The organism is Novosphingobium sp. SG720, assembly GCF_012275365.1.
GTDB classification, from domain to species: domain Bacteria; phylum Pseudomonadota; class Alphaproteobacteria; order Sphingomonadales; family Sphingomonadaceae; genus Novosphingobium; species Novosphingobium rhizosphaerae.
In genome coordinates, this window is the sequence record NZ_JAAZQN010000001.1 from 15,072 (window position 1) to 40,215 (window position 25,144).

The 25,144-nt window shown below is 67.2% G+C and carries 18 protein-coding genes; 9 read left to right on the forward strand and 9 right to left on the reverse strand.

Going from position 1 to position 25,144, the window contains the following annotated elements; translation table 11 throughout:
• The first annotated feature begins 86 nt into the window (after nt 1-86).
• Both FHW94_RS00080 and arfB read left to right on the forward strand, forming a co-directional pair.
• Nucleotides 87-740 (forward strand): RNA pseudouridine synthase, encoded by a 654-nt coding sequence (locus tag FHW94_RS00080; protein ID WP_168553784.1) that lies wholly within the window; start codon nt 87-89, stop codon nt 738-740.
• A gap of 32 nt (nt 741-772) precedes the next feature.
• On the forward strand, nt 773-1,156 hold the full coding sequence (gene arfB / locus FHW94_RS00085) for an alternative ribosome rescue aminoacyl-tRNA hydrolase ArfB (RefSeq protein WP_168555358.1): 384 nt from the start codon (nt 773-775) through the stop codon (nt 1,154-1,156).
• 153 nt (nt 1,157-1,309) lie between these two features.
• Here the strand turns inward: arfB and rimO are convergent, their stop codons facing one another.
• Entirely contained in the window at nt 1,310-2,725 is a 1,416-nt protein-coding gene (gene rimO, locus FHW94_RS00090) for a 30S ribosomal protein S12 methylthiotransferase RimO (RefSeq protein WP_246865826.1), read from the reverse strand.
• 216 nt (nt 2,726-2,941) lie between these two features.
• Between rimO and FHW94_RS00095 the strand changes: the two genes are divergently transcribed.
• Entirely contained in the window at nt 2,942-3,325 is a 384-nt protein-coding gene (locus FHW94_RS00095) for a DUF1761 domain-containing protein (protein WP_246865827.1), read from the forward strand.
• Nucleotides 3,326-3,370: 45 nt separating this feature from the next.
• Here the strand turns inward: FHW94_RS00095 and FHW94_RS00100 are convergent, their stop codons facing one another.
• Both FHW94_RS00100 and serS read right to left on the reverse strand, forming a co-directional pair.
• Complete coding sequence (locus FHW94_RS00100) at nt 3,371-4,177, reverse strand: M23 family metallopeptidase (protein WP_168553787.1); 807 nt, start codon at nt 4,175-4,177, stop codon at nt 3,371-3,373.
• 2 nt (nt 4,178-4,179) lie between these two features.
• Nucleotides 4,180-5,460 carry a serine--tRNA ligase gene (gene serS / locus FHW94_RS00105; RefSeq protein ID WP_168553788.1) on the reverse strand — a complete coding sequence of 427 codons (1,281 nt, stop codon included), beginning with the start codon at nt 5,458-5,460 and terminating at the stop codon, nt 4,180-4,182.
• 93 nt (nt 5,461-5,553) lie between these two features.
• Here serS and FHW94_RS00110 point away from each other — a divergent pair, with 93 nt between their 5' ends.
• Both FHW94_RS00110 and FHW94_RS00115 read left to right on the forward strand, forming a co-directional pair.
• Nucleotides 5,554-6,339, forward strand: coding sequence for an enoyl-CoA hydratase-related protein (locus tag FHW94_RS00110; RefSeq protein WP_168553789.1), 786 nt, complete (start codon nt 5,554-5,556; stop codon nt 6,337-6,339).
• Between the two features lie 369 nt (nt 6,340-6,708).
• On the forward strand, nt 6,709-9,672 hold the full coding sequence (locus FHW94_RS00115) for a TonB-dependent receptor (protein WP_168553790.1): 2,964 nt from the start codon (nt 6,709-6,711) through the stop codon (nt 9,670-9,672).
• 71 nt (nt 9,673-9,743) lie between these two features.
• Here FHW94_RS00115 and FHW94_RS00120 read toward each other — a convergent pair whose 3' ends face one another.
• The 3 genes from FHW94_RS00120 to FHW94_RS00130 are packed head-to-tail and all read right to left on the reverse strand — an operon-like array spanning nt 9,744 to nt 15,038.
• Nucleotides 9,744-10,955 carry a Xaa-Pro peptidase family protein gene (locus tag FHW94_RS00120; protein WP_246865828.1) on the reverse strand — a complete coding sequence of 404 codons (1,212 nt, stop codon included), beginning with the start codon at nt 10,953-10,955 and terminating at the stop codon, nt 9,744-9,746.
• A 33-nt stretch (nt 10,956-10,988) separates the two neighbouring features.
• Nucleotides 10,989-12,248 carry an FAD-binding oxidoreductase gene (locus FHW94_RS00125; protein ID WP_168553792.1) on the reverse strand — a complete coding sequence of 420 codons (1,260 nt, stop codon included), beginning with the start codon at nt 12,246-12,248 and terminating at the stop codon, nt 10,989-10,991.
• Between the two features lie 39 nt (nt 12,249-12,287).
• A complete protein-coding gene (locus FHW94_RS00130; protein WP_168553793.1) occupies nt 12,288-15,038 on the reverse strand; it encodes a DUF5695 domain-containing protein in 2,751 nt (916 codons plus the stop codon).
• Nucleotides 15,039-15,182: 144 nt separating this feature from the next.
• On the opposite strand from FHW94_RS00130, the gene FHW94_RS00135 reads away from it, so the two are divergent.
• The 4 genes from FHW94_RS00135 to FHW94_RS00150 all read left to right on the forward strand — a co-directional run bounded on the left by FHW94_RS00135 (nt 15,183) and on the right by FHW94_RS00150 (nt 21,005).
• Entirely contained in the window at nt 15,183-17,576 is a 2,394-nt protein-coding gene (locus FHW94_RS00135) for a glycoside hydrolase family 127 protein (protein ID WP_168553794.1), read from the forward strand.
• Nucleotides 17,577-17,641: 65 nt separating this feature from the next.
• Nucleotides 17,642-18,565, forward strand: coding sequence for a dihydrodipicolinate synthase family protein (locus tag FHW94_RS00140; RefSeq protein ID WP_168553795.1), 924 nt, complete (start codon nt 17,642-17,644; stop codon nt 18,563-18,565).
• Nucleotides 18,566-18,576: 11 nt separating this feature from the next.
• Nucleotides 18,577-19,575 (forward strand): 4-hydroxyproline epimerase, encoded by a 999-nt coding sequence (locus FHW94_RS00145; RefSeq protein ID WP_168553796.1) that lies wholly within the window; start codon nt 18,577-18,579, stop codon nt 19,573-19,575.
• A 14-nt stretch (nt 19,576-19,589) separates the two neighbouring features.
• Nucleotides 19,590-21,005: an amino acid permease gene (locus FHW94_RS00150; RefSeq protein ID WP_168553797.1), complete on the forward strand. Its 1,416-nt coding sequence runs from the start codon at nt 19,590-19,592 to the stop codon at nt 21,003-21,005.
• On the opposite strand, the gene FHW94_RS00155 is transcribed toward FHW94_RS00150, so the two are convergent.
• The 3 genes from FHW94_RS00155 to FHW94_RS00165 all read right to left on the reverse strand — a co-directional run bounded on the left by FHW94_RS00155 (nt 21,002) and on the right by FHW94_RS00165 (nt 24,930).
• Nucleotides 21,002-21,649 (reverse strand): GntR family transcriptional regulator, encoded by a 648-nt coding sequence (locus tag FHW94_RS00155; RefSeq protein WP_168553798.1) that lies wholly within the window; start codon nt 21,647-21,649, stop codon nt 21,002-21,004. The two genes, FHW94_RS00150 and FHW94_RS00155, sit on opposite strands and share 4 nt — an antisense overlap.
• A gap of 97 nt (nt 21,650-21,746) precedes the next feature.
• Nucleotides 21,747-23,558, reverse strand: coding sequence for a DUF885 family protein (locus tag FHW94_RS00160; protein ID WP_168553799.1), 1,812 nt, complete (start codon nt 23,556-23,558; stop codon nt 21,747-21,749).
• Between the two features lie 34 nt (nt 23,559-23,592).
• On the reverse strand, nt 23,593-24,930 hold the full coding sequence (locus FHW94_RS00165; protein ID WP_168553800.1) for a peptide MFS transporter: 1,338 nt from the start codon (nt 24,928-24,930) through the stop codon (nt 23,593-23,595).
• Between the last annotated feature and the right edge of the window lie 214 nt (nt 24,931-25,144).

Below are 25,144 nucleotides of genomic sequence, written 5' to 3' on the forward strand. Positions count from 1 at the left end.
CGGGCGCAAGCGGCTAAGGGGCAGCCAACAACCCCGTTCGTGCTGCGCCTGTCGAAGCACGCCAGCGCAAGGCATCACCCGAATTCATGATTGAAATCCCCATCCTGTTCGAAGACGGCGAAGCGCTGGTCATCGACAAGCCTGCCGGCCTGCCGCTCGACCGGCCCCGCGCCGGCGGCATCTCGCTGGAAGACCGCATCGAGGAACTGAAGCTCGGTTTCCAGCGCCCGCCGATGCCGGTGCACCGGCTGGACCGCGATACCTCGGGCTGCCTGCTGCTGGCCCGCAACCCCAAGGCGCTCAAGCGCTTTTCCGCCGCGTTCGAAGCGCGCCAGGTGGAAAAGGTCTATTGGGGCGTGGTCGCCGGCGACGTGGAAGGCACGGCGGGCACCATCGCGCTGAACCTTTCCAAGATTTCCAGCGCCGCTGCCGGCTGGCGGATGATTGCCGCGAAAAAGGGCAAGCCCGCCGTCACCCACTGGCGCGTGCTGGCGCGCCTGCCGGGCCGCACGCTGGTGGAGTTCCGCCTGGAAACCGGCCGCACCCACCAAGTGCGCGTCCACGCGCTGACCGGCCTTGGCGCGCCGCTGCTGGGCGATCCGGTCTATGGCGATGGCAAGGGCGCCGCGCGCACGCTGCTGCACGCCACGCGCCTCGTTGTGCCGCGCGAAGGCAAGGAGGCGATCGTTGCCGAAGCGCCGATCCCGGCGGACATCGCCGGGCTGGGCTTCACCCTGTGAGCGATTCTCCCGAGGCAATCGTGGCCCGCGCCATGGGCCTTGTGGAGGAAAGCTTCATCGCCGCCGCCGGGCCGGGCGGGCAGAACGTCAACAAGGTGGCGACGGCGGTGCAATTGCGCATCAACGTTTTCGCCCTGCGCCTGGCCCCGCCGGTGTTCCATCGCCTGAAGGAACTGGCGGGCAGCAAGTTCACCAGCGGCGGCGAAATCGTGCTGACCGCACGCCGCTTCCGCACGCAGGAGGCCAACCGCGAGGATGCCCGCGCGCGGCTGGCCGAATTGCTGCGTGACGCGTGCAATCTGCCGGAAAAGCGCGCCAAATCCCGCCTCAACCGCGTGGGCAAGGTGCAGCGGCTGCAAGGCAAGAAGATCCGCGGCGCGGTGAAAGCCGGGCGCGGCAAAGTGCGGCTGGATTGAGCGGCGCTGTGGCGCTTCACCTGGCACAATAATACAACGTCACCCCGGACTTGATCCGGGGGCCAGCTTTTCTTCGAGCGGTGGCGCAAGGCGTCCAGAACAAGCGGGACCCCGGATCAAGTCCGGGGTGACGAAGGAATGGGGGCGGAGGGGTTACTCCGCTATCACTCCGAACAGGTCGTGCGCGTCGGCCTCTTCCACAACCACATCGACGAAATCGCCGGCCTTGAGGCTTTCGGGCACATTGCGCAGATAGACAGCGCCATCGATTTCAGGGGCATCGGCCTGGCTGCGGCCGGTGGCGCCGATGTCGCCGTCTTCGTCCGGCTCGCCCACGTCATCGATGATCACGCGGATGGTGCGGCCCACCTTGGCGGCCAGGCGCGCGGCGCTGATCGCCTCGGTCTTGGCCATGATCCGGGCATAGCGCTCTTCCTTCACCGCGTCGGGCACGGGATCGGGCAGAGTGTTGGCCGCCGCGCCTTCGACCGGCTCGAACCGGAACGCGCCGACGCGATCGAGCTGCGCTTCATCGAGCCAGTCGAGCAGGTACTGGAAATCCTCTTCGGTCTCGCCGGGGAAGCCGACGACGAAGCTGGAGCGGATGGCCAGATCGGGGCAGATGTCGCGCCAGGCCTTGATCCGGTCGAGGACCTTGGCTTCGTTGGCCGGGCGCTTCATCGCGCGCAGCACTTTGGGGCTGGCGTGCTGGAACGGGATGTCGAGATAGGGCGTGAGCAGCCCTTGCGCCATCAGCGGGATGACTTGGTCGACATGCGGATAGGGATAGACATAGTGCAGCCGCACCCACGGCACCTGGCCATCGGGCGTGCGCAGCTGGCCCAGCTCGCGCGCCAGGTCGGTCATGTGGGTGCGCACTTCGCGGCCCTTCCACTGCCTCGTTTCGTGGCGCACGTCCACGCCATAGGCCGAGGTATCCTGGCTGATCACCAGCAGTTCACGGGTGCCCGCCGCCACCAGCTTTTCCGCCTCGCGCAGCACGGCGTCGATCCGCCGGCTGGCCAGCTTGCCGCGCAGATCGGGAATGATGCAGAACGAACAGGCGTGGTTGCAGCCTTCTGAAATCTTGAGATAGCTGTAGTGACGCGGGGTGAGCTTGACGCCGCCCATGTCGTCCAATGCCTGCGGGATCAGGTCGAAGTATGGCCCCATCGCCGGTGGCGCGGCCTCGTGCACCGCTTCCACCACGGCTTCGTACTGGTGCGCGCCGGTCACGGCGAGCACGTCGGGGAAGCGGGCGCGGATCACCTCGGCTTCGTTGCCCATGCACCCGGTCACGATCACGCGGCCGTTCTCGGCAATCGCCTCGCCGATCGCGGCCAGGCTTTCCTCCTTGGCGGAATCGAGGAACCCGCACGTGTTGACCAGCACCACGTCGGCCCCGGCATAATCGGCGCTCATGGCATAGCCATCGGCGCGCAGGCGGGTGAGGATGCGTTCGGAATCGACCAGCGCCTTGGGGCAGCCCAGGCTGACCATGCCCACGCGCTTGGGCTCGGGGGCGGGGGTGGCGGAATTTTCGCGGGAATCGGGGGGAAGTGTGGCCATTGTGGGCGCGCCCATACGCGCAAATCGCGGCCACGTCATCCTATCATCGGTTTTCCCCGGCGGCGCGCCGATTGCTGCGATGGGGCGTGAAGGGAAAGCGATGACTTCCTGATGCATGTTTGCGCTTTGGCGCTGCCGGGTCTAGGCACTGCGACATACGGGGGCGCCGCACAGGAAAGAGGTGCAATGGGTCCGGTAAACTGGTTGGCAGTCGTAATGGCCGTGGTGGCGGCCTTGGTGGTGCAGGGCCTGTGGTATGGCCCGCTGTTCGGCCGCGCGCGCCTGGCGGAAGTGGGGCCCGGCGGCCTGGGCCTGCGCGCCGCGCCGGGGCGCACCCTGGCGCTCACCGCCGTGCTGCTGCTGGTCACGTCGTCGATGATGGGCCACATGTTCGCCCGCGTCGGTGCCGGCACGCTGGCGGTCAAGCCCTGGCTCTATTTCATGATGTCCGGCGGCCTGGCCGGCGCCTTCGTGATCCCGTCGCTGTGGATCAGCTATACCCAGCAGCGTGTTTCCACCCGCCTGGCCCTGATCGATGCCGGCTGCGTCATGCTGTGCTACCTGGCAATGGGCACGGTGTTCTGGCTGTTGGGGCATTGAGGCTGGCTTAGGTCTTCCGCCAACACAACACCCTCTCACAAACCCTTACAACCGTACCGGCAGGTAAGGCGCGGGATCGCGCGGCACGTTGTCGCGGCGCAACTCGAAATGCAGCGTCGGCTTTTTCGCTTCGCCGCTCTTGCCGATGCGGGCGATGGCCGCGCGCGCGGCAACCTGCTGGCCTTCCCTGACCTGCACTTGCCCGAGATAGGCATAGGCGGTGACCCAGCCGCCGCCATGATCGATCAGGATCAACTGGCCAAAACGTTCGGGTTCGGTGCCGGCAAAGATCACGCGGCCGGCCGCGGCAGCGTGGACGGTGGTGCCGGCCAGTGCGGCCAGGTCGATGCCGTTGTTGGGCCGTGTGCCGGTGCGGCCGGTCACCGGCACGCCATAGCGGCCCATGATCGCGCCCGATGTCGGCCAGGCCAGGCGCGGGGCGCCGGCCTCGCGCGCGTGACTGGGCGCAGGCGTGGGCGCCGGGCGAGGCGGCGGCGCAGGGCGGATCACCGGTGGCGGGCGGCGCACGGGTGCCTGGGCCGCGACCGGCGGTGGCGGCGGAGGGGGCGGGGCGGAAGCCGGGGAGGGCCGGCGCAGCACTTGCCCCTGCGCAATCAGATAGGGCAGCGGCACGCGATTTTCTGCCGCCAGCGCTTCCATCGAAACGCCCATGCGCCGGGCGATCGCGGCAAAGGTATCGCCCGGCTGGACCACATAGGTCCAGGCGATGATCGGGCTCTCATAGGGCGGGGGCGCGCTGGCCTTCTGCGCCGCCAGCGGCGCGGCGGGCAAAAGCAGGGCCGGCAGCAGCGCGCGCAGCAAGCCCTTACCGTGCCGCTGCGCGCCGGCCACGATCAGGCCTGCGGCACCAGGCGGGTGATCCCGCCCATATAGGGGGCAAGCGCCGCGGGTACTTCTACCGAGCCATCCTCCTGCTGGTAGTTTTCCAGCACGGCCACCAGGGTGCGGCCCACGGCCAGGCCCGAACCGTTGAGCGTGTGGACGAACTCGGTGCCTTTCGCGCCTTCCGGGCGATAGCGCGCGTTCATCCGCCGCGCCTGGAAATCGCCGCAGTTGGAGCACGAGGAAATCTCGCGATAGGCATCCTGCCCCGGCAGCCACACTTCCAGGTCATAGGTGATGCGCGCGGTAAAGCCCATGTCCCCGGCGCAGAGCAGCATCTTGCGATAGGGCAGGTCCAGCGCCTGAAGCACGGATTCGGCCGCCTGCGTCATCCGCTCGTGCTCGGCCGCCGAATCCTCGGGCTTGCAGATCGTGACCAGTTCCACTTTGTCGAACTGGTGCTGGCGGATGTAGCCGCGCGTGTCGCGCCCGGCGGCGCCCGCTTCGCTGCGGAAGCACGGGGTCAGCGCGGTCATGCGCAAGGGCAGGGCGCTTTCGGCTAGGATCTGTTCGCGCACGGCATTGGTCAGCGAGACTTCGGCCGTGGGGATCAGCCAGCGCCCATCGGTGGTGCGGAACAGGTCTTCGGCAAACTTGGGCAGCTGGCCGGTGCCGAATACGGCCTCGTCCTTCACCAGCAAGGGCGGCGCGCATTCCACGTGGCCGTTCACCCCGGTCTGGTGATCGAGCATGAATTGCGCCAGCGCGCGCTGCAGGCGGGCCATCTGGCCACGCAGGAAGGTGAAGCGCGCGCCGGAAATCAGCGCGCCGGTTTCAAAGTCCAGCCCCAGCGCGGGGCCAAGGTCGGCATGTTCCTTGGGTGCGAAGGCAAACTGGCGCGGGGTGCCCCAGCGCGCCACTTCCACGTTGCCGGCTTCGTCTTCGCCTTCCGGCACGGCGTCGGCGGGCAGGTTGGGCAGTGCGGCGAGGGCAGCGGCGGCCTGGGCAGAAAGCTCGCGTTCTTCTTCTTCCAGCGCGGGCAGCGTGGTCTTGAGCGCGGCCACTTCGGCTTTCAGCGCTTGCGCGGTGTCCTTGTCGCCCTTGGCCATGGCCGCGCCGATCAGCTTCGAGGCTTCGTTGCGGCGGCCTTGCGCTTCCTGCATGCGCGTGGCCACGTCGCGGCGCCGCGTGTCGAGCGCCAGCAGATCGGCAGAGGCAGGGGCCACCCCACGGCGGGCGAGGGCGGCGTCGAAGCGGTCCGGGTTTTCGCGGATCAGGCGGATATCGTGCATGGTCGGGCGGCTATGCCCGCAAGCCTGCGTCGATGCAATCGGGCGGATGCGATCAGGCTTGTCGGCAAGGCGCGAATGGGGAACAACGCGGCCATGACGCAGACCCGCCCTGGCCTGGACATCCAGGTTTCCGAACCGCTTGGCATCATCACCCTGGCCAACCCGCCGCTCAATTTCCTGTCGGTGGACCTGCTGGGCCAGATTGCCGATGCGGTGGATGCGTTGGATGGCGATGCCCGCGTGCGCTGCATCGTGCTGCGCGCGGCTGGCAAGACCTTTTGCGCCGGGGCCGATCTGGTGGGGGGCGCTGCGGGCGAAAGCGGCGCGCAAGGGCTGGCTGCGATCCGCCGCCTTTATGACCACGCCGCGCGCCTCTTTGCGCGGGCCAAGCCGATGATCGCGGTCATCAACGGCGCGGCGGTGGGGGCTGGACTGGGCCTGGCGCTGTCTGCCGATTTCCGCATTGCCAGCCCGCTTGCGCGCTTTTCGGCCAATTTCGTGGCGTTGGGTTTTCACCCCGGCTTTGCCATCAGTTGCACCCTGCCGCGCGTGGTGGGCGCGCAACGGGCGGCGTGGATGATGCTTTCGGCCGATCGGGTCAAAGGCGAACAGGCCCTGGAATGGGGCTTGGTCGATCGCCTGGCAGCGCCCGAGGCGCTGGACGAAGCGGCCCTGGCGATGGCGCGCCAGGTGGCGGCCAACGGGCCGCTGGCCCTGGTGGAGGTACGCGCCACCATGACGCGCGGCCTGGCGCAGGACGTGGCCGCCACACTCGATCACGAACTGGCGCGGCAGGCGGTGCTGCGCGAAACGGCCGATTATGCCGAAGGCGTGGCCGCGGTGTTCGAACGGCGCGAGGCGCGCTTTACCGGCCGGTAGCAGGGTGCACCCCGTCGACGGTTTGGCTGATAGTATCAAATATATCAGATAATTTCGTGCGCTGCTATGCACGTGTGGTCAACGCAACGCGCCCGAGACGGTGTGCTCACGCGGTCGAAGGTGCTCGTCAATTCGGACTTAATTATGTAGAAATGAAGGATTATAAAGCTATCCGTGGCCAGTCCTGCAATTATGCCACCGGTGGCAGGCCGGAAAATGAATTAAACTATTGATTGATAATAAGAAAAATCCATTTCCTAGCTCCTTTTTGTCCGATTTATCCGTTACGATATGATATCGTATAATATATTTGACTCATATTCTGAGATATGATGGATTGCGCCCCATTCAGAACATGAGGGGCAAAACATGCGATCGAAATCTCACCTTTTCCGGGGCTCGGCGGGCCTTGGCGCGCTGACGATGGTGCTGCTGTCGTCGGCTGCGGCGGCGCAGGACTATGTCGCGCCGCTGCCAGCCAATCCCGCCATTTCGCCCGACGCCTCGGACGGTGCGATCGTCGTCACCGGCACACGCATCAAGCGGGCCGACCTGCAAAGCAACAGCCCGCTCAGCGTGGTGAGCGCCCAGGAACTGCAATACCAGGGCAACACCAATGTCGAAGACGCGCTCAACCGCATGCCGCAGTTCACCGCCGACGCGAACGACAACGTGTCCAACGGGTCTGACGGCACGGCGCAGATCAACTTGCGCAACCTCGGCGCCAACCGCGTGCTGACCTTGCTCAACGGCCAGCGCATGCTGCCCGGCCAGGCGATGGACATCAATTTCGTGCCTTCGGCGCTGATCGAGCGGATCGACGTGGTCACGGGCGGCGCATCGGCGGTCTATGGCTCCGACGCCATTTCGGGCGTGGTCAACTTCATCCTGCGCGACAAGCTGGAGGGCCTGCGCGTCGATGCCCAGGGCAGCATCAACAACCATCACAACAACAATGCCTATGTGCGCGGCCTGCAATCCGCGCGCGGCTATGAAACCGCGCCCAACTGGGTGACCGACGGCGGCAAGGTGGATGTGAACGGCGCCTTTGGCCACAGCTTTGCCGGCGGGCGCGGCCATGTCACCGTCTATGGCGGCTATCGCAAGACCAACCCGGTGCTGCAATCCTCGCGCGATTATTCGGCCTGTGCGCTCAACCAGGCGGACGATGTGGGCACGGGGTTGGCCTGCGGGGGTTCGTCCAACACCACCTATGGCACCTTCGTGCCGCTGACCGGGCCCAGCGCCGGATCGGGCTACATCACCAATGCCAAGGATGGCTCCAAGACCTGGGTGCCTTACGATTCATCCTATGCCTACAACTACACGCCCACCAACTACATCCAGCGGCAGGACACGCGCTATACCGGCGGCGGCTTCCTCAGCTTCGACGTGTCGGATGCGGCCAAGCTCACCGGCTCGTTCATGTACATGGACGACCAGACCCATTCGCAAGTGGCACCCTCGGCCCTGTTCCTGGGCACGTCGTTCAACATCAACTGCGACAATCCGCTGATGAGCGCGAGCCAGGCGACCGCACTGTGCGGCGCGGCGGCGGGCACGAGCCAGACCGAAAGCACGCTGATCGGCTATCGCCTCAACAACGATTTCTCGCGCCGCGACGATCTGCGCCACAAGGACTATCGCTATAACCTGGGGGTGCAGGGCGATCTCGGCCACGGCTTCAGCTATAACGTGGACTACATGTTCGCCCTGGTCCGCTACAACGAGACCTACAGCAACAACGTGGACAACGTGAAAGCGCAGCGCGCGCTCAACGTGGTCAATGTCAATGGCACGCCCACCTGCCAGTCGGTGATCGACGGCACCGATCCCGATTGCGTGCCGATCGACGTGTTCCAGGCCAACGGCATTACCTCCGCCCAGGCCAAGTACCTGTTCAGCAACAGCAACACCGCCAGCCGCAACAGCCTGCGCCAGGTCACCGCCGGGCTCAACGGCGATCTGGGCACGTTCGGCATCAAGACGCCTTGGGCCAAGAATGGCGTGGCCATCGCGCTGGGCGTGGAAAACCGCAAGGAAACCCTGCTGTTCACTGCCGATGCCGTGGCCAAGCAGGGCGGCACCACCGACGCCGATGGCGAAATCAGCGTGTGGGAAGGCTATGGCGAAGTCGAAGTGCCGATCCTGGAGGACGTGCCCTTTGCCCACCGCCTCACGCTCAACGGCGGCCTGCGCTATTCGTCGTACACCAACGACCAACTCTCCAGCGGCAATCATTCGGCCTATCGCGTGTGGACCTACAAGGGCGAACTGGCCTGGGCGCCCGATACCACGGTGCGCCTGCGCACCAGCTACAACCGCGCCATCCGCGCGCCCAACATCACCGAACTGTTCGGCTCGCAAAGCGTGGGCAACGTCTCGCTCAGCGATCCGTGCGCGGGCACCGATCCCACCGCTTCGGCCACGGCCTGCGCGGCCACTGGCGTGACGGCGGCCCAATATGGCACGGGCGCGGTGATCCAGTGCCCGGCCGATACCTGTTCTCAGCTCTCGGGCGGCAACCCGGCGCTCAAGCCGGAAAAGGCCGATACGATCACCGTGGGCCTGGTGCTGACGCCTGCGGACTTGCGCAATTTCTCGGTCTCGGTGGATTATTACCACATCAAGGTGAAGGACTATATCTCCACCATCGATCCCTCGCTGATCGTCTCGCAGTGCGTGTCGACGGGCGATCCCTATTACTGCGGGCTGTTCCACCGCGATCCGCAATCGGGTGCGATCTTCGGCACCAACGGCTATATCGTCTCCACCACGCTCAATACCGGCTCGCTCAAGACCGACGGCATCGATCTCAACATCGATTACATGCGCGATCTGGGCCGGATCGGCCGCCTCAGCTTCAACTTCGCCGGCACGTTCCTGCTCAGCCAGGTGAACGAGCCGCTGCCGGGCCTGGGCACCTATGATTGCAAGGGCTATTTCGGCTATACCTGCGGCCAGCCCAACCCGGAATGGCGCCACAACGCCCGCCTCACTTGGTCGGCCCCGCGCGAGGTGGCCACCGTGTCGCTCGCCTGGCGCCACATCGGCGGCACGCGCCTGTCGAGCACGTCGAGCAACAGCTTCCTCACCGGCACGGGCAGCCTGATCAACGGGCGCATCAAGTCCTACGACTATATCGACTTGGCGATGACCGGGCGGATCAACCGGGCGATCAACGTGCGGGCAGGCGTGAACAACCTGTTCGATCGCGATCCGCCGGCGATCGCCTCGGGCATCCTGTCCTCGTTCGGCAACGGCAACACCTATCCGGGCGTCTATTCGGCGCTGGGCCGCAACCTGTTCGTGGGCGCCACCCTGGCGTTCTGATCCCTGGCCAACGCAAAGGCCCTGGTCGCTGTGCAGCGGCCAGGGCCTTGTTCATTGGGGGCAGGGGTGGTTCAGGCGGCCAGGCCGAAGGGATCGTCGATCGAATGGGCTGGCTGGGTGAACCATGCGGCGCCGGTTTCGGTCACATGGAAATGGTCTTCCAGGCGGATGCCAAAGCGTTCGGGCAGCACGATCATCGGTTCGTTGGAAAAGCACATGCCCGGCGCCAGCGGCGTGGTATCGCCGCGCACCAGATAGGGCCCTTCGTGGATCGACAGGCCAATGCCGTGGCCGGTGCGATGGGGCAGGCCGGGCAGGCGATAGTCCGGGCCCAGCCCGGCGCGCTCCAGCACGCGGCGGGCGGCCGCGTCGATCGCTTCGCAGGCCACGCCCGGCCGCACCGCATCGAAAGCCGCCGCTTGCGCCTCGCGCTCCAGGTTCCAGATGCGGCGATGCTCGTCGCTCGGCGTGCCGAAAACATAGCTGCGCGTGATGTCAGACGTATAGCCCTGCACATAACAGCCCGTGTCGATCAGCACGACATCGTCCTGCTCCAGCCGCCGTTCGCCCGGCAGGCCGTGGGGAAACGAGGTGCCCCGGCCGAATTCGACGATGCAGAAACTGTTGCCGGCCGCACCCAGCGCGCGATGCGCCGCCTCGATGAAGCGGGTCACTTCGCCCGCCGTGATGCCGGGGTGCAGGATGCGGGCCACGCGGCGATGCACTTCCAGTGTCATCTGCTTGGCCTGGGTCATGATCGCCAGTTCGGCGGGGGACTTGATCGCGCGGCAAGGCTCGATGATCGGCCCGCCATCGGCCAGGGCCACGCCCGGCGCGGCCGCTTGCAGGCGCAGCGCCATCTGGAACGGCAAGGCCGGATCGACGGCCAGACGCGTCACCCGCCCACCCGACAGCAGTGCGGCCATCAGGGCGTGGGGGTTTTCGTGCTCTTCCCAGGCGTGGATTTGCGCAGGAATGGCCAGCTCTGCTTCGAGCGAACCCAGCTCAAAGCGCGGCGCCACGATCTGCGGGTTGCCTTCGGGCAGGATCAGCATGGCCACCAGACGCTCGCTGGCACCCCATGGCACACCGGCAAAATAGCGCAGGCTTGATCCGGCATTGACCAGCAGCGCGTCGACGCCCTGTGCGGCCATCAGGCCCCGCGCCTTGGCCAGGCGATCATGATATTCGCCTGCGGTGATCGGCGCGGCACGCGCTGCCCAGGGTTGCAATTGCGCCAGTTCGGCTTGTGCGGTGGAGCCACCGATACCCAGCGTGGTCATGGTCATGATCCTTTGGTGAAAGCGGAAAACGGGTCAGGCAAAGCGATCGAGATCGAACGGCGCCAGATCGATCGCGGGTGCGGTGCCATCCACCAGGTCTGCCACGATGCGCGCGGTGGCCGGCGCCAGGGTCAGCCCCAGGTGCTGGTGGCCAAAGGCATAGACCAGATTGGCGGCGCGGGTGCTGCGGCCAATGGCGGGCAGGTAATCGGGCAGGGTGGGGCGCGCGCCCATCCATTCGCGGTGCGTGGTCTCGAACGGCAGGTTCAGGGCCCTGATGCGATGGCGCAGCGCCTGCCATTTGCGCGGGTCCGGGGGGGAATCCGGGCGGGCCAGTTCGACAAAGCTGGACGCGCGCACCCCATCGGCAAAGCGCGTGACGATCATCGCATGGTCCTCGAACACCACGGGCGGCAGTTCGGCTGGCCAGTGTGCGCCTGCGGCGTGAAGGTGATAGCCGCGCTCGGCAATCATCGGCACGGTATGGCCCAGGGCCTGCGCCAGCGGGCGGGATCCGATCCCCGCAGCCAGCACGACGACGTCGTCAGGGGGGCTGCCCACCACCCGGCAATGGCCCAGTGCCGTTCGCTCCAGGCGCGCCGGGCCATCGCGCCAGCGGCCGCCGGCCGCGGCAAAGGCTCCATGCAGCGCGGCAAACACCGCGGCGTGCCCGACGATGCGCCCGCTGCCGATGCAGCGGATCGCCCCGGCCGGACGCCGCCCGATGAGCGCGGCGATTTCGTCCAGTTCGCCTGCGTCGGCAGGACGAAACCGCGCGGTTGGCGTGTCGAGCCCCAGCCAGCCCGCCGCGCCCGCCTTGGCGCGGGCGGGATCGGACCACACGACCAGGTGGCCATCCTGGCGCAGCAGGCCCGGGGCGTCGAGCCGCTGGGCGAGTGCCTGCCAGGCCGGCATCGCATCGGCCATCAGGGCGGCAAGCGCGGCGCGCCCGGCGGCAAAGCGGCCGGGGGTGCTGGCGGCCAAGAGGCGCAGCCCGAACGGCAGCCACGCCCCCGCGTCGCGCGGGGGCAAAGACAGCGCGGCGCCCTGGCCCCACAACCGGCGCGGCAGGGCGGGCAAAGCGGCGGGGGAAGCCAGCGGCTCTACCTGCTCCACCGCGATGTGCCCGGCATTGCCCCACGATGCCGAATGTCCGCGTCCGGCGCGCGTGCCGCTATCGGCATCGTGGATGGTGACGGCATGGCCACGGTCTTGCAGCGCCAACGCAATGGTCAGGCCAACGATGCCGCCGCCGATCACGGCGATGGAAGCAGGGCGGGAAGAGGCAGGCATCGCTGAAATCCAATAGAGGTTGCGATCGGGCGCGCAAGCTCAGCGCGGGGTGAGCGTGAGGACGGTGGGCCCTGTTCCCAGCGCCAGGGCGGTGGCGCCGCGCTCGGCCGTGCCGCGGTCGGCGGCATAGCGGCGCCCGGTGGCGGTCGTGGTGGTCAGCACGAGGCGGGCCTGCGGTTCGTTGGGCCCGGCCGGATCGAGCGTGAGCTGCACTTTGCCGCTGGCGAGGTCATAGCGCGCGCGGGCGATGCGCCCCGCTTCCAGCGTGATCCACAGGCCGGCCGGGGCAATGAACAGGCGGCGGCGTGCGCCATCCTGTGGAACGATGGCGATGGAGCGCTGCCCCGGTGTAACCGCCCCGCCAAACCCCAGCCAGCCCAGGCGATCGTCATGCACCAGATAGGTCGCCGCGGCGATGGCGTGGCCATAGAAGCCCATGCCGTAATCGCCGCTATAGGCATCCCAGCGCATCATGTCGGGCCAGCTGTGGAATGCGGCCGAACCAAAACCCTGCTGGTCGATATTGGTGATCCCGCCCATCAGCCCGCCATAGGCGACGCGCAGCAGGTGCAGGTCTGCCGGATCGCGGCGATAGGCATCGAACAGCGGCACGGCATTGAGCGCGGAGCCATAGTGGTGGATCTGCCGCTCGATCCGCGCCACTTTGCCGCCATAGAGGAAATCCCAATAGCGGCGGGCATTGCCGTTGTAGCCCCAGCTGGGGATCGTGGGGTCATAGCCCAGGATCACTTCGCGGGTCTCCTCGGCCTGGCGATCATGGCCGAAATGGCGCATCCAGGCATAGACTTCGGCCTGGCCGGTGGAATCCCAGGCCATTTCGCTGCCGAATGGATAGGCCAGGCTCTTCCAGTGGTCGGCCCGCGCGCGCATCGCCGCCTCCATCGCATCGGCCTTGTCGGTCATGCCCTCGTGGCGCAGATCGGCCAGGATATCGAGGAAGACATCGCCCTCCATCTGCCCGAACTGCGCATATTCGGGCGCCTCGCGCACCATCGCCATGCTCGTGCGCCAGGCCCAGTCGAGGTAGAACCGCCAATCGTGGCGCGTGACCAGGCCCGCCTGGTTGCGCGCCAGGCGATAGAGCACCCAGTGCCCGATCGCGACGTGGGGATAGTTGTAGGATCGCCCCAAGTCTTGCGCCTGCGCCTTGGACCACGATGCCCAGGTGTGCCAGTCGATCTTGGGGTCATAGGCCTCGGGCAGGGCAGCGGGATCATAATAGAACAGGCTCTTGCGCACGCCGCCGGCTTGGGGGCCGCTGTCGACCTGCAAGTGGCCCAGCACCGTTTCATCGACCAGTCGCTCCAGCTTGGCCACTTCCACGCGGTTGGGGTTGTCGAGCTGCTTGGCGATGGCTGCCACCCAGCTGCCCGCGCCGCCTTCGTCGCTCATCCCCGCGATCCACACCCGCGCGTCCTGCGTCACCACGTGGTTGGCCTCGCGGTCATAGGTCAGGATCGCGGGGTTGCGGTGGAACGGGTCGGATGCCGGTTCGAACCATTGCGCCGTGGTGGAAAAGTGGCCCAGGTCCGCCATGACCTGCGGCAGCGGCTTGGTGATGAAATAGCTGACGGTCTGTTTTTGCCCGTCGACATAGGCGATGGTCAGCCGTGCCTGGCCCCAGCCATGGGCGGTCACGCGATAACGCGCCCAGGGCTTGCCCTGCTTGCCCGGCCCGCTGCCATCGCGCCGGGCCACCAGCGCGCCCTTGGGCGAGGCAGTGATGCTGGCCACTGCGCTGTGGCTGTTGAGGAACAGCGTGGCCACCTGGTCGGTCGGCACGACATAGCCGGGAATGCCCACCGCCACCGGCCGGCCCTGCTGCACCAGCGTATCCTCGATCGCGCGGATCGAGGGGGACAGGGCAAAGCGCAGGCCAACCTGCCGCCGGGCGCCCGGCGCCAGGGTGAAGCTGGTGGGCGCGTTCCATGGCGTGCCGGCACCGGCCCATTCGCGTTCGGCCAGTGCCTTGCTCGCGATGGTCCAGTCATAGAACCCTTCGGATACCTGGCTGCGCCGGCTCTTTTCGGTGAACGCCGTGCCCGCCGGCGCCTTGGCCGCTTCGGCCAGCGGCACATAGGCTTCCAGCGGGGTGCCGCGCTCGGGCACCACGAGCAGCGCCGGGCCGGCGCCGTTGAGGCGCGTCACCTGCACATAGCCGGCGTCGCGCCCGATATAGGGATCGGCAAAGCTGGCCTGGGCATGGGCCTGTTGCAGATCGCGGTCGGCGATGATGTTGTCGAACACCATCGGCAGGCCCAGCGCGCCGATCTCCACCGGCAGGGTGCCGGTGTTGACCAGCACGAAGCGCAAGGCGGGCGCGCCATCGACCATGGCCCAGTGCCGCTCCACCCGGATCGGCAGGCCCGCGCCCAGGCTGGCGGAAATATCGGCGGCGGCCACTTCGCCGGCGCGCGTGGGCAGCGGGATTATCGCCTGGCGATGGCGGGCCGAAGCGTAATCCTGCCAGGCGCCCCCGCCCACCCGCAGGCGCAAGTGGATATCGCCCACGTGGTTGTACCCGTCGCCCGCCCGCTCGCCCTCGCGCCCCGCCGGCACGAAATCGAACGCAGGGTCGCTGCGGGGTGACAGGCGCGCCAGCGTTTGCGTATCCTGGCGCAGCGCCATCAGGAACGCGGCCGTGTCGACCGGCATGGTGGCCGGCAGCGGCGTTTGCCTGGCGGGTGGCGTCGGTTCCGACCAGGCGTCGGGCGCCGTGGCGAGCAAGGCCAGCGTGGTGGACAGGAACAGGTAAAGGGAGCGGATCATCGGGCAGGGTCCATCATCCGGCAATAGCGCGGCAGCCGTGGAACGGTGGCGTCAGGACGATGGCTTGTCAAATATAATATACGATATAATGTGCAGTGCCATTCCCTGGTCGTCAGGCCGTCACCCATACGAAAGATCTACTCCATGAAACTCAGCCGGCGCGCATGGATGGCCAGCACGGGCATCGGCATCATCGCCTTGGCGCAAGCGGGCCGCGCCGTGGCGGCACCGGCCGATCTCGCCACGTCCCGCATCCGCCCCTTGCCGCTTGAGGCGGTGCGCCTGCTGCCTTCGGACTATGCCCGCGCGGTGGCAGTCAACCGGCAATACCTGCTCGCGCTGGAGCCTGATCGCCTGCTGCACAATTTCCGTGCCTATGCCGGCCTGGCGCCCAAGGCGCCGCTCTATGGCGGCTGGGAAGCCGATACCATTGCCGGCCACACGCTGGGCCATTATCTTTCCGCCCTGGCGCTGATGTGGCAGCAGGTGGATGACGGCGAATGCCGCCGCCGCGCCGACTATATCGTGGCCGAACTCGCCGCCGCGCAGGCCGCGCGCGGCAGTGGCTATGTCGGCGCGCTGGGCCGCCGCACCAAGGACGGCAGGATCGTGGATGGAGAACCGATCTTCCACGAAGTGATGGTCGGGCAGATCACCTCGGGCGGGTTCGATCTCAATGGCTCGTGGTCACCGCTCTACACCGTGCACAAGGTCATGGCCGGGCTGCTCGATGTCCACGCCGCCTGGGGCAATGCCCAGGCGCTGGCCGTCACGCTCGGCCTTGCCCGCTATTTCCAGAATGTCTTCGCCGCGCTCGACGATGCACAGATGCAGACGCTTTTGGGCTGCGAATATGGTGGCCTCAACGAAAGCTATGCCGAACTGGCCGCGCGCACCGGCGATGGGCAATGGCTGGCGGTGGCGCAGCGCCTCTATGACCGGCGCGTGCTCGATCCGCTTGTCGCCGGCAAGGACGAACTGGCCAATTTCCACGCCAACACCCAGGTGCCCAAGGTGATCGGCCTGGCGCGCATCCATGATCTGACCGGCAAGGACGAACCGGCCCGCGCCGCGCGCTTCTTCTGGCAGGCGGTGACCGGCCACCATTCCTACGTCATCGGCGGCAATGCCGATCGCGAATATTTCTCCGCGCCCGATACCATTGCCGATCACATCACCGAGCAGACCTGCGAGCATTGCAACAGCTACAACATGCTCAAGCTGACGCGGGCGCTCTATCGCTGGCAGCCCGACGCGGCCTGGTTCGACTATTACGAACGCACCCATCTAAACCACGTCATGGCCGCGCAAGACCCGGAAACCGGCGGCTTTACCTATATGACCCCGCTGATGAGCGGCACGGCGCGGGAATATTCGACGCCCGATGACGATCCGTTCTGGTGCTGCGTGGGCACCGGCATGGAAAGCCACGCCAAGCACGGCGATTCGATATTCTGGGAAGACGGCGCCACGCTTTACGTCAATCTCTATATCCCCGCCCACGCGCGCTGGCAGGCCAAGGGCTTGGGCTTGCGCCTGGAAACCGCCTACCCGTTCGAACCCGAAGCCACGCTGACGCTGGATACCGTGGGGCGCAAGGCGGCCTTTGCCGTGGCACTGCGCGTGCCGGGCTGGGCACGCGGGCGGGCGCTGGTTTCGGTCAACGGGCAGACGGTGCGGCCGGTGGAGCGCGACGGCTATGCGGTGCTCGCCCGCCCATGGCGTAGTGGCGATCGCGTGGGACTGGTCCTGCCGCTCGACCTGCGGCTGGAATCCGCGCCCGGCGCGCCCGATACCGTGGCCGTGCTGCGTGGTCCGCTGGTCATGGCCGCAGACCTGGGGCCGGCGCAAATGCCCTGGACCGGGCCCGATCCGGCGATGGTCGGCGAAGCGCCACTGGCCGCGTTTCGGGCGGTGCCCTCGGCCCATCCGCGCTATGCCACCAAGGGCGTGCTGCGCCCGGCAGATCTTTCCTTCGTGCCGTTCTACAGCCAGTATGCGCGGCGCAGCGCGGTCTATTTCAAGCGCTTTTCCGATGCTGCGTGGAAAGACCAGGAGGCCGCCTATCTGGCCGAGCAGGCCCGCGCGCGCGACATCGCGGCGCGGTCGGTCGACGTGATGCACCTGGGCGAAATGCAGCCCGAACGCGATCATGCCCTGGCATCGGAACTGTCCTATCCGGTCACCTATCGCGGCCGCAACGGGCGCGATGCGCGCTCGGGCGGCTATTTCGAGTTCACCATGAAAGTGCAAGCCGGGCCGATGCGACTCCAGGCCAGCTATTGGGGCGCTGAGCGCCGCCGCGTGTTCGATATCCTGGTCGATGGCACGGTCATCGCCACCCAGACGCTCGACATGGATCGTCCCGGCCAGTTCATCGATGTGGAATATGCCGTGCCCGAACGGTTGACCGCCGGCAAGGCCAGCGTGCGCGTGCGCTTTGTCCCCCATGCGCGCGAAAGCGCCGGGCCGGCGTTCGGCGTGCGCATGATCGCGCCCGCGCCCGTGGCCAATCCGGCCGGCACGAGCAAGGGGTAATCCGGGGGTTGCCATTTGATGGAATATAGTATACGAAAACAGACAAGATTTCGGAGGAACGATAAATGACCATTGCCAAGGCGTTGTGGAAGGGCGTCTATCCCGCCGCCACGACCCAGTTCGCCGCCGATCTGTCGATCGATTATGATGCCACGCAAAAGGTGCAGACCGCGCTCGTCGACGATGGCGTCAACGGCCTGATCCTGCTGGGCACCTGCGGCGAGAACAATTCGCTCGAAGCCGATGAAAAGCGCAAGGTGCTGGCCGCCGGCGTGGAAGCCGTGGGCGGCCGCGTGCCGCTGGTGGCGGGCGTTTCGGAATTCACCACCGCGCGCGCCATCGACTATGCGCGCGATGCGGAAAAGCTTGGCGTCGATGCGCTGATGCTGCTGCCCGCGATGGTCTATGTGCCGACCACCAACGAATTGCAGGCCCATTTCCGCGCTGTGGCCGAGGCCACCTCGCTGCCGATCATGCTCTACAACAACCCGCCCGCCTATCGCGTGAATGTCGATTTCGACACGCTCGATGCGCTGCAGGACGTGCCCAACATCGTCGCGATCAAGGAAAGCGCGCCCGATACCCGCCGCATCACCGACGTGATCAACCGCTTTGCCGATCGCTACACCGTGATGGCCGGGCTGGACGACGTGGCGTTCGAAGGCTTGCTGCTGGGCGCATCGGGCTGGGTTTCGGGCCTGACCAGCGCGTTCCCCGAAGAATCCGTGCGCCTGGTGGCCGCGCTGGACGAAGGCCGCATCGATGAAGCGCGCGATATCTATCGCTGGTTCATGCCGCTGCTGCACCTTGATGCCGAACACGATCTGGTCCAGTCGATCAAGCTGGCCGAACAGATCATGGGCCGGGGCAGCGAGCGCGTGCGCATGCCGCGCCTGCCGCTGACGGGGGCGCGCCGCGCCCAGGTGACCGCCTGGGTGGAACAGTGCGCCGCCACGCGTCCCTGCCTCAAGGCGGCCGTCGCGGCCTGAGGAAAGACCGCATGCGCCATCACTTCTTCTGCGTCGATGGCCACACGGCCGGGAACCCCGTTCGCCTGGTGGCGGGCGGGGCGCCCCTGCTGCGCGGCGCAAGCATGATCGAGCGGCGCCAGGATTTCCTGGAGCGGTTCGACTGGATCCGCACCGGGCTGTGCTTCGAACCGCGCGGGCACGACATGATGTCGGGCGGGTTCCTCTATCCGCCCACGCGCGCCGATACCGATTGCGGCATCCTGTTCATCGAAACCTCGGGCTGCCTGCCGATGTGCGGCCATGGCACCATCGGCCTGGTCACCTTCGGGCTGGAACATGGCCTGATCCAGCCGCGCGAGCCGGGCTTCCTGCGGATCGAAGTGCCCGCCGGGGTGATCGAGATCCACTATGGGCAGGAGGGCCAGCGCGTGCGCTGGGTGCGCATCCGCAACGTGGCGGCCTATGTCGCGGCCACCGGCATCGCCATCGATGTGCCCGGCTTCGGTCCGCTCAGCCTCGACATTGCCTATGGCGGCAACTTCTACGCCATAATCGAGCCGCAGGGCGCCTATGCCGGGCTCGATGACCTGGGCGCCGCGCGCATCGTGGAATTGAGCCGCACGGTGCGCGAACTGGTGCGCGCGCAGATCACGCCCGTGCACCCGCTCGACAGCCGCATCCAGGGCGTGAGCCACGTGCTCTGGGCCGATAAGCCCAAGGGCGAGGGCGCCGACGGGCGCAACGCGGTGTTCTATGGCGAGCGGGCGATCGACCGCAGCCCTTGCGGCACCGGCACCTCGGCGCGCATGGCGCACCTGGTGCACAAGGGCGTGCTCGCGCCGGGCGACCGCTTCGTCCACGAAAGCTATATCGGCAGCCGCTTCATCGGCCGGGTCGAGGAAACCACCGATCTCGCCGGCACGCCGGGGATCATCCCCTCGATCGAGGGTTCGGCGCTGGCCACCGGCTTCAACACCATCTGGATTGACCGCGAAGATCCGTTCTGGGCCGGCTTCACGGTCGTCTGACAAAAGGGCAGGGCATGAAATCGCTGTTGGGGCCGCGCAAGCCGGTCGTACCCGAGGCTGGCGACACCAGCGGTTCGCATCGGCTGAAAGCCACGCTGTCCTGGCCGCACCTGGTCGCGCTCGGCGTGGGCGCCATCGTGGGCACGGGCATCTATACCCTGATCGGCGTGGGGGCAGAGCGCGCCGGGCCGGCGGTGATCCTTGCCTTCCTGGTGGCGGGCGCGGTCTGCGCCTGCGCCGCGCTCGCCTATGCCGAGATGGCCACGCTCATGCCCGCGGCCGGCGGCGCCTATACTTATACTTACGCGGTGCTGGGCGAAACACTGGCCTGGATTGTGGGGTGGAGCCTGATTCTGGAATATTCACTGGCCTGCTCCACCGTGGCGGTGGGCTGGTCGGGCTATCTCGTCGGCTGGCTGCAATCGGCGGGCATCCACTTGCCGGCGGCGCTGCTGGTGGGGCCGCATGCGGGCGGGCTGGTCAACCTGCCGGCGGTGGTGGTGTCGCTGGCGATTGCCGCCATGCTCACGCTGGGCACGCGCGAAAGCGCCACGCTCAACATCGTGCTGGTGGTGATCAAGATGGTGGCGCTTGCCGCCTTCGTCGCCCTGGCGCTGCCCGCGTTCGACGCGGCGCACTTGCACCCGTTCATGCCCTATGGCTTTGCCAGCCATGTGCAGGGCGGCGAAACGCGCGGGGTAATGGCGGCGGCGGCCGTGGTGTTCTTTGCCTTCTACGGTTTCGATGCCGTGGCCACCTCGGCCGAGGAAGCGCGCAATCCAGGCCGCGACCTGACGATCGGCATCGTTGGCTCCATGGCGCTGTGCACGCTGATCTATATCCTCGTGGCCGTGGCCGCGATCGGCGCGCTGCCGTTCACTGCGCTGGGCCAATCGGCCGAACCCTTGGCCCTGGTGCTGCGCACGCTGGGCCACCCGCTCGCCAGTTGGGCCATTGCCGGGGCGGCGCTGGTGGCGCTGCCTTCGGTGATCCTGGTGATGATGTACGGGCAAAGCCGCATCTTCTTCGTCATGGCGCGCGACGGGCTGCTGCCCCCGGTGCTGGCGCGGGTTTCGGCCAAAAGCGGCACGCCGCGTCTGGTGACGATGATCACTGGCGTGTTCGTGGCGGCGGTAGCCGGGTTCTTCCGGCTGGACGAGATTGCCGAGCTGGCCAATGCCGGCACGCTGCTGGCGTTCATCGCGGTGGGCCTATCGATGATGGTGCTGCGCCGCACCGCGCCCGATCTGCGCCGCATCTTCCGCAGTCCCGCGCCCTATGTGGTGGGCACGCTGACCGTGCTGGGCTGCCTCTACCTGATGGCCTCGCTGCCCACCAAGACCCTGGTGCGCTTTGCCGAATGGAACGCCATCGGCCTGGCGATCTACCTGCTTTATGCCCGCGGGCGCAGCCTGGCGGGCCGCACTTAAAGCAGGTTCAATTGCTGGCGCAGGTCGTTGAGCGTGCCGGTGATGTGCGCGGCGGCCAGTTCCTGCGCCCGCGCGGCATTGCGCGAAAGCCAGGCCTGCAGCAGGCCGTTGTGTTCGTCATGCGCGCGGTCGCCGCGCCCGGCCGGCGCCAGGTGCGCCACGGTATAGCGTTCCGACATGATCTGCAGCCGCTCGATCAACTGCATGGTCAAGGCGCGGCGGCAGGGCCGGGTCAGCGCCACATGAAACTCGCGGTTGCGCATGGCCACCAGCTCGGCCTGGCTGGTGGCGGCTTCGTCCAGCGCCTGCATCGCGGCAATGGCGGCGGCGCGTTCCTCGTCGGTGGCGGCCAGCGCGGCCAGGCCCACGGCGGCCGGCTCCACCGCCAGGCGCAGAGCATAGATTTCCTCGGCCTCGTCCGCGCTCATCGCGCGCACGAAATAGCCGCGGTTGGCATGGGAAACGAGCAGGTTTTCCTGCTCCAGCCGGGCCAGCGCCTCGCGCAGCGGGATCTTGCTCACGCCGAATTCGGCGGCCAGCGCATCCTGGCGGATCGGCTGGTCCTCGGCCAGTTGCCCGGAAACCACTTTCTCGCGCACAAGGTCGAAAATGCGATCGGCCAAGGTACGCACAACAAGGCTCATTCCTGATCACTCCCGAAGCCGCAGCCCTGCGGCAGATGCCGCGCCCGCCCCGCGCGGTGACCATATACGGGCGGGGCGGCCATCCGCAATGGCGCGCTCACTCCTCGTCCGGGTAGGGGCCTTTGCCGCCCTGCGCAATGAAGCGATCGACCGCCGCATCAAGCACCGGCAGCGGCACCGATCCCAGTTGCAGCACGGTATCGTGGAAGGCGCGGATATTGAACTTGGGCCCCAGCGCCTTTTGCGCGCGGGCGCGGGCCTCCAGGATCGCACGTTCGCCCAGGTAATAGCTCAACGCTTGCCCCGGCCAGGCGATGTAGCGGTCGGTCTCGGTCTCGATTTCGTGGTCCGACAGCGCGGTGTTGTCGTGCAGGAACTGCTGCGCCTGGGCCCGGCTCCAGCCCATGGTGTGGATGCCGGTATCCACCACCAGCCGCGCCGCGCGCCACATCTGGTAAGATAGCATGCCAAAGCGTTCGTAGGGCGTGTGGTACATCCCCATGTCCTCGCCCAGCTTTTCGCAATAGAGCGCCCAGCCTTCGCCAAAGGCAGAGATGTAGGAATTCTGCCGGAACGGCGGCAGGCCCTTGTTCTCGGCGGCCAGCGGCATCTGGAACGCATGGCCCGGCGCGCTTTCGTGCAGGGTCAGCGCAGGCAGCGAATAGAGCGGCCGTGAGGGCAGGTTATAGGTGTTGACCAGGTAGACCCCCGGCCCGCCGCGCCCGGCGGTGTAATAGGGGGCGATCGCATCGGGTACCGGCACGATGGCAAAGCGGCGGCGGGGCAGATGGCCGAACCAGTCGGCCGCCTTCCCGTCGAATTCCTTGGCGATCCACGCTGCGCAGTCGAGCAGGGCCTGGGGTGTCTTCACATAGAACTGCGGGTCGCTGCGCAGGAATTGCAGGAACGCGGGCAAGTCTCCCTGGAAATGCACGTCCTGCATCACCGCCTGCATCTGCCTGCGGATCTGCGCCACTTCATCCAGCCCGATCTGGTGGATCTGCGCGGGTGTCAGGTCCAACGTGGTGTATTCGCGGATCTGCGCCTGGTAATAGGCCGCGCCATCGGGCAGCGAATAGGCATCGAGCCGAGTGCGTGCGCGGGGAATGTAATCCGTTTTGAGGAATTGCAGCAGGCGCTGGTGCGCGGGCACCACCGCTTGCGCCAGGGCGGCGCGGGCCTCTTCGCGCAAGGCCGCCTGGCGATCGGCGGGGATCGTATCGGGCATCGCCACGAATGGCGCGTAGAACGGATTGTCTTCAACCTTGGGCGCGGCGGTTACCGGCAGGATCGTGTCGTCGCGCCCCTGCAGGGTGATTTGCGGCGGGGTGAAGCCACGCGCCAGGCCGGCGCGCATATTGGCGATCTGCTGGTTGAAATAGCGCGGCACGTCGCGCAGCATGGCGATATAGGCGGTGTAGTCGGCCTCGCTGCGCAGATGCGCCTCGCGCGCGCTGTCGGCCAGGTCGCCCCAGAAATTGGTATCGGCGTTGAGCGGCTTTTCATATTCGCGATAGCGCTGCGCGGAAATCAGCGTGCCGATCTGATAGCGATAGATCGCCGCGTTCACCTGGTTGGCCGGGGACAGTCGCTTGGTGTCGATCTTGTCGAGTTGGGCGCGCACGTCTTCCCACTTGCGCAGGCGCGTGGCCTGGGCGGCGGCGCTCACATCGGGCAGCCGGGGCACGCCGTGGGTGCCGCTGTCCTCGTCATCGGGAAACTGGGTCTTGCGCCAGGCCCATTCCGCCGCTGTCAGCGCGGCGAACCGGGCATCCTCGCTGCTTGCGGCTGCCTTGCCCGCGGGCCGGGCCATGGCGGTGGCGGGCAGCACCGCCGGCGCGATCGCGCTGGCAAGAAGCAGGCCTGCAACCAGGTCGCGGACGGGGGAGCGGCGCCAGGGGAAGGGCATCGGGGGTTCCTTTGTTGCAGGTCTCGAAAAGGGATTAGCGCGGCGCAACCGGCAGGGCGAGGGGGCGGCGCAGCGCCAGCGCGGCCAGCGCACCAGCGGCCGCGATCGCGCCGTTGCCGGCCCAGAACGCGCTGGCGCCCCAGCTTTCGTAAAAGCGTGCGAGCCATCCGGCGGTGAGATTGGCGGCGAACAGCCCGGCATAGACGCCACCGATCAGCGTGGCGGTGAGATGGGGCGGTGCCGCGCGGGCCACGGCCGCCAGCAGCACGGGCATCACGAAAAGATAGGCCGACGACGCCAGCAGGAAATAGGCAAAGCCAGTTAGCGGCCCCAGCGCGTGGGCCTGGGGAAAGGCGTGGGCCAGCCCGGCCAGCAGCGCATCGGCCGCCGCCAGCATGGCGCAACCGATGCCAATGCGCGCGGCGGCATCCGGCAATCGGCCGGCTCGCGTCTGCCGCGCCCACAGCGCCAGCACCACCGGTGTTGCCAGCACGGTGATCAAGCCGTCGCTCGCCAGATACCAGGCCACTGGCATGTCCATGCCCCCGATGTGGCGATCGGCGGCATGGTCGATCCACAGCGGAAAGACGTTGTAGCTCTGCCCCACCGGAATATTGTAGAACAGGCTGAGCGCGATCAGGCCCAATAGCACGCCCAGCCGCGCGCGCGGGGCGTCATCCGCCGTGCCGTCGGCCAAGGCAGCCGGCCCGTCTGCGGGCAGGTGGCGCCAGCCGGCCACATAGACCGCCATGCCCACCAGCATGCCCACCCCCGCACAGGCAAAGCCCAGGTGCCAGCCCGCATCCTGCCCCAGGAAGCCGCAGACCAGCGGCCCGCCAAAGGCGCCGATGTTGATGCCCAGGTTGAACCACAGATAGGCCTGGTCGCGGCGCTGGTCGGCCGGGGCATAGAGCCGCCCCACTTGCGTGGCGATGTTGCCCTTGAGGCAGCCCGATCCGGCAATCAGCAGCACCAGGGCCACCAGGAAGAATGGCTGCAAGGCCAGCAGCAGGTGCCCCATCGCCATCAGCCCCGCGCCGATCAGCACGGTGCGCCGCCCGCCCAGCAAGCGATCCCCGATCAGCCCACCGGCCAGCGGCGTCAGATAGACCAGCCCGGCATAGAGCCCGAACACCTGCGAAGCGAAGGCCTGGTCCGACATCGGCCCGACCACGGCCGAAAGCGCCTGGCGCAAGCCGGCCAGCCCAAGCACCCGCGTCCCGCAATCGCCGCGCGCCTGGGGCAGCAATTGCGTGGTCATGTAGAGCATCAGCAACGCCTGCATGCCGTAGAACGAAAAGCGCTCCCACGTTTCCGTGGCGGCAAGCACCGCCAGACCGCGAGGATGGCGCAGCGGCGGCGCAGCGGTCATCGCCGGCCCCCGGTTGTGAGCGCAAGGCAGGCAGGGCGGGACGCGCAGGTAACGTGCATATATGGTATTTTGTATAATATTTTTGCGGATGTCCAGCCCGCATGCGCCAAGCGATTGCCGCCAGGGCGCACGGCGGCACAATGGCCGCAAAGCCTGTCTGTGGCGATGGCGAAGAAAGGGGATATCCGTATTGGCGCGTTGCGAAACGCTGCCG